The sequence below is a fragment of the Kitasatospora sp. NPDC001159 genome (assembly GCF_053598235.1).
The window spans coordinates 1-4,347 of the sequence record NZ_JBSFJV010000217.1; the positions used below are offsets into that span (position 1 = coordinate 1).

A 4,347-nucleotide genomic window follows, 5' to 3' on the forward strand; every position below is an offset into this window, starting at 1 on the left:
CGCCGGCCGGGAGCCTGGTCGAGCTTGACCTCCTTGACGCGCAGGTTGTCGCGGACTTGCTGGTAGCGGCCCTGGCGGGCGAGGGCGGCTTCGGCTCGCGTCCGGGGGCGCTTTCGAGTTCTTGAACCGTCTCAGCGGCCGGGCAGCTCCGAGGGGCCGACATGGCCGTCCAGCCAGTCCTTGAGCGGTTGGGAGGCACGCAGGAAGGCAGCGATCCGGGTGTAGGCGCTGCGGCTGCCCAGCCACTTCGCGGGCGCCCACTCCTGCCAGGCCACCAGGCCCTTGTGGCGCAGCAGCTCGATCCTCGGGTGGTCCTTGGGGAAGCCGCGCGGGGCGGACTTGAGGGAGTCCCGGCCGAACACCTGCGGGCCGTCCCCCTCCACCACGGCGATCACCCGCTCCAGCTCGGCGCCGCTGACGTCCTCGGCGACGGCGGCGCGGTAACGCTCCAGCTGGTCCGGGGCGAGCCGGTACATGCCGTTGCCGCAGGCGAGTCCGTCGGCGGAGAGCTGGATGTAGCCGCCGGCCTCCAGGTGCGCGCCGATGTGCGTCTTGTTGTACGGGGACTTGTCGGCGCTGAAGCGGATGTCGCGGTTCGGCCGGTAGATCTTCCCCGGCCCGAACTCCGGCTCCAGGTCGGCGAGCAGCAGCTCCATCGGGGCCCGTACGGCGTCGTCGTACTGCTCCTTGTGGGCCTGCCAGAAGGTTTTGGAATTGTCGGCCTCCAGGTGCTCGTAGAAGTCGAGCGCCTCGGCCGGCCAGCCTCGGAACGTCACGCCTCCAGTATGTGGCCCGGTGCACAGGCCGCTCCCGTCGCCAGCGCGTCTACCGGTGGGTAGCATGCGGGCATGAGCAGCGCATCGACCGCCACCGCCGCCGCGCCGGACGCCCGTACCGAGCGCCGCGCCAAGCGCATCGCCAAGCACCTGACCACCTTCGCCCAGCAGCACGGCGGCAGCGCCGACGCGGTCGTCGAGTACGTCGGCGCCGCGGCCACCCGGATCGTGGTGGTCGGCGCGGACGGCGCCTGGGGCGACCAGGTGGCCCCGAACTACGCCGTCGGCCGGCGGGCCGCCGAGCTGGCCGGGCTGACCCTGCACGACGACTTCGAGGGCGAGCTGGGCCTCAAGGTCAAGACCGGTGAGTACGAGTGGAAGCGGATGGCCGGGATCCAGCTCGGCGGCTGAGACCCGTAGCGACCGCGACGGCCCGGCCCCTCCGAAGGGGGGAGCCGGGCCGTTGTTGTCAGATGGGCAGGTCCCAGCCCGGCCCGTCCTCGCGTCCGATCCACACGCGTTGCCCCGATCCCGAGACGGTGATCCCGAAACCCTCCTGGTGCGGCTCGCCCGCCTGCTGCCAGGCTTCGACGGCACTTTCCACCTGGTCCCAGAGCCGGAGCGGGCCGCGCTGAACCACGGTCCACCCGCCTTCCGGGTTGGGCACGGTCCGGGCCTGTGAGCCGGTGGCCACGTCGGAGAGGATCTGCTGCCCGCCGGCTCCCATCCGTTCGGCCGAGGGCGCTGCGAGTTGTGCGACCCAATTGCCCGTCCACGTGCCGATGATCTCGGGGTCGATCCGGGTCGGGCGTTCGTCTCCGGGAAGCAGGGACAGGCTTTGGCGGGGCGGCCGGTCGTGGGGGCGGGCGATCATGAAACTGGTGTAACCGGGCAGGAAGCGGCCAGCGGCTTCTCCGGGGCCGGTCACGACCAGCAGCGCGAGACCGAAGCCATAGGACCAGCCGGACAGCGTGACCAGGATTCGGCCGCCGGGCTTCACCTGGTGCAGCCACGGGGGCGGAACGTAGCGAACCGAACAGGTGGCAATGAGCCGGTCGTACTGGCCTCCGTCCGGGTCGCCGAGCAGCCCGTCGCCAATGATCAGCCGGGGGGAGTACCCGGCGGCCTTGATGGCGGCGGCTGCGGCCTCGCCCACCTCCGGGTCGCATTCGATGCTGGCGAGATTGGCGGCCCCGAGCCGGTGTGCGCCGAGGGCGGTCGAGTAGCCGGTTCCGGTGCCGATCTCCAGCACCCGGTGACCGGCCTCGACGCCGAGTTGGTGCCACATGCGCAGCACCAGTGACGGCAAGGTGGACGACGAGGAGGGGGAACCGGTCGCGGTGCCGTCTGTCACGTCCTCGGGGCGGGTCCGCCCGTCGAGCTGAGTGATAAGCGTTTCGTTCGTGTAGACGCGCTCCAGCCATCCGGGCTCGTCCTTGTGCACGGGTCGGTAGGCGGTCGGGTTGCTACCCGGAACCGGCACGAAGAACGATCCGACGAACAGCTCCCGGGGGACCGTCCTGGCAGCGTCCTCCCATGCCGGGTCGGTGATTTTGTCATCCCCAGTGAGGCTGTCCACCAGGGCTGCGCGGAGCTGAGCCGATGTGCTCATGAGTCGGGACCTCTCTCCAACTGGTCGGCAATGGCATGGGCGATCGCGGCAGTGGTTTCGGCGGGCTGCCACGCCCACTGGCCGTTGGGGTTGCACTCAAGGAAGTACCAGTCACCACCGGCGGTCACAGTGAAGTCGAACGCACCGAAGGCCAAACGGAGTTCGGATAGGTAGGCGGCGATCGTGCGTGCGACCGACTCGGGTACCTCGATCGGTGCACACGTCATCAGGTCCTGCCGGTGGCGCCAGTCGAGATCGGGGCTGTCGATCCGGACCCCGAACAGTCTGTCGCCAACGGCGGTGACCCGTACGTCGAACGTCTTGTCCACCTTGGCCTGGAACATGTGCGGGCAGACGGATACGGCGTCGGTGATCTCGGCCGGGTCGACTTCCCGTACCCACACCGTTTGTGCGGCGCCGTCCTCGGTGCGGTAGTGGCTGTCCCACAGCGGTTTGTAGACGGCACCGCCGGGTTGATCGGTGCAGAACCGACGTGCTTCGTCGGGGTCGGTGGTGATGACCGTGTTCGGGACCAGGAACCCGGCCCGGCTCGCCACGGCGAGCTGTGCGGGCTTGTACTCCGCATTGCGGATGTGCCACGGGTGATTGACGTAGTGGGCCCTGGGGAGCGATGCGATGATGCCGCCGGAGCCCCAGAACGCCTGTGTGCTGGCGAACTTCGCTGTGTGCCCGTCCAGTCCCGGGGGAGCCTCGTAGGGCGAGGGTCGGCGGACCCAGACCGATCGCACGTGGGTGAGGTCAAGTTCCCGGCTCGACGTGCGGAGGGTGCCCCGCTGCTCGCCCGTGCGGTAGTAGGCGGTCAGCGGGGCACCTCCGAGCAGATCGGCACCAGGGTCGACCCGGACGACGGGGACCCTGCGCTCGGCCAGGATGTGGAGCACCACGTCGGCTGTCACGTCATAGGTGTTGGTCAGGACCAGGACGGCGGCCCGGTGTCGATCCGCTGTCATGTCAGCCCGTGCCCTGGTCCTGGTCGTTAGCGGGCATGCTGTCCATGTCGGTGGGCGCGTTCTGCTGCCCGCTCTGGCCGTCGCCGCCGCCCGTGTTCGTGGGCGTACTGGTCTCGGTGCTGGTGCCGTGCGCGCCCATCTCGACCGTGCGGCCGTGCTCGTCCACAAACACGGCGACCTGCGTTTCGGGGTCGATCACGGGCGTGAGGGCGGGGATCGGGCTGGACTCGGGGTACGGCCCCATTCGGGTGGTGCCCCACGGTGCGGTGGTCATCTGTAATGCGCCTCCTGATTCATGGTGGTGCGGACAGGATCAACAGCGCGGCCATTTGGCCGAGTTGCATAATCCCACCCGGACCGTCCCGCTATGTGCAGGTTTGGGACGGCCGGGGTGGGCTTGCGCCCCGTTCGATGTCCTGCCGAACGGGAGAGGGCCGGCCTCAGACGGAATGGGCCTCAACCAAGGCCGGGGCGGGGGAAGCCTCGCGTGTCACGTGACGCCGAGGCGGGCGTGGTCGAGTACCCGGACGGGTTGGGCGGGCCGGTCCAGCCAGGCCCACTGCCTGTCTGCGGTGACGGTGAGCCCGAAGCGCTCGGGTGTCGGGCGGCCGTGGTCCTCCCACCAGCGGTGGGCGGCCGCGACCTCGTCCCAGAGCCGGCGCGGGCCGTACTGCCACACGGCGAAGCGGTCGCTTTGTTCGCCGTCGTGGTCGACAGCCGCCCAGGAGCGGGCATCGGTGGTCGCGACCCAGAGCCGGGCGTCGACACCGTCGACCCCAGGCCATCCTCGGCCTCGCCCAGGCCATGGGACCGATCGGCGGCTGGCTGGCGATCACCGGCGAGTGGTCCTGGGAGGCGGTGATCCTCGGCCTCGCGGTCGGCATCTGGATCGGCGGCTTCGCCGGCTCCCCGCACCAACCGCACTGCAGGGAGGCGTCCGCCGACGGCGCCTCCAGCGGCCCCTCGCACCGTCGGCAGCGGGCCGGGG

The 4,347-nt window shown here is 70.3% G+C and carries 6 protein-coding genes and 1 pseudogene; 2 read left to right on the forward strand and 5 right to left on the reverse strand.

Annotated features, from left to right (window positions below):
• Positions 1-131 precede the first annotated feature (131 nt).
• Positions 132-776, reverse strand: coding sequence for a DUF2461 domain-containing protein (locus tag ACWC9T_RS40980; protein ID WP_449826106.1), 645 nt, complete (start codon positions 774-776; stop codon positions 132-134).
• Between the two features lie 72 nt (positions 777-848).
• Here ACWC9T_RS40980 and ACWC9T_RS40985 point away from each other — a divergent pair, with 72 nt between their 5' ends.
• Positions 849-1,187 (forward strand): hypothetical protein, encoded by a 339-nt coding sequence (locus tag ACWC9T_RS40985; RefSeq protein ID WP_449826107.1) that lies wholly within the window; start codon positions 849-851, stop codon positions 1,185-1,187.
• Between the two features lie 58 nt (positions 1,188-1,245).
• Here ACWC9T_RS40985 and tgmC read toward each other — a convergent pair whose 3' ends face one another.
• The 4 genes from tgmC to ACWC9T_RS41005 form a co-directional block, all read right to left on the reverse strand.
• A complete protein-coding gene (tgmC, locus tag ACWC9T_RS40990; RefSeq protein WP_449826108.1) occupies positions 1,246-2,388 on the reverse strand; it encodes an ATP-grasp peptide maturase system methyltransferase in 1,143 nt (380 codons plus the stop codon).
• Positions 2,385-3,359, reverse strand: a complete 975-nt coding sequence (tgmB, locus tag ACWC9T_RS40995) for an ATP-grasp ribosomal peptide maturase (protein ID WP_449826109.1) — start codon at positions 3,357-3,359, stop codon at positions 2,385-2,387. Before tgmB ends, tgmC begins: the two co-directional genes overlap by 4 nt.
• Position 3,360: 1 nt before the next feature.
• Positions 3,361-3,633 (reverse strand): putative ATP-grasp-modified RiPP, encoded by a 273-nt coding sequence (gene tgmA / locus ACWC9T_RS41000; protein ID WP_449826110.1) that lies wholly within the window; start codon positions 3,631-3,633, stop codon positions 3,361-3,363.
• Positions 3,634-3,849: 216 nt separating this feature from the next.
• Complete coding sequence (locus tag ACWC9T_RS41005; RefSeq protein WP_449826111.1) at positions 3,850-4,038, reverse strand: hypothetical protein; 189 nt, start codon at positions 4,036-4,038, stop codon at positions 3,850-3,852.
• Positions 4,039-4,133: 95 nt separating this feature from the next.
• On the opposite strand from ACWC9T_RS41005, the pseudogene ACWC9T_RS41010 reads away from it, so the two are divergent.
• Positions 4,134-4,347, forward strand: a pseudogene (locus tag ACWC9T_RS41010) (hypothetical protein); the annotation flags it as partial.

Bases quoted from the DNA above. Each gene is read 5' to 3' on its own strand.
- tgmC (WP_449826108.1), bottom strand. From the start codon at position 2,388: ATGAGCACATCGGCTCAGCTCCGCGCAGCCCTGGTGGACAGCCTCACT.
- tgmA (WP_449826110.1), bottom strand. From the start codon at position 3,633: ATGACCACCGCACCGTGGGGCACCACCCGAATGGGGCCGTACCCCGAG.
- ACWC9T_RS40985 (WP_449826107.1), top strand. From the start codon at position 849: ATGAGCAGCGCATCGACCGCCACCGCCGCCGCGCCGGACGCCCGTACC.
- tgmB (WP_449826109.1), bottom strand. From the start codon at position 3,359: ATGACAGCGGATCGACACCGGGCCGCCGTCCTGGTCCTGACCAACACC.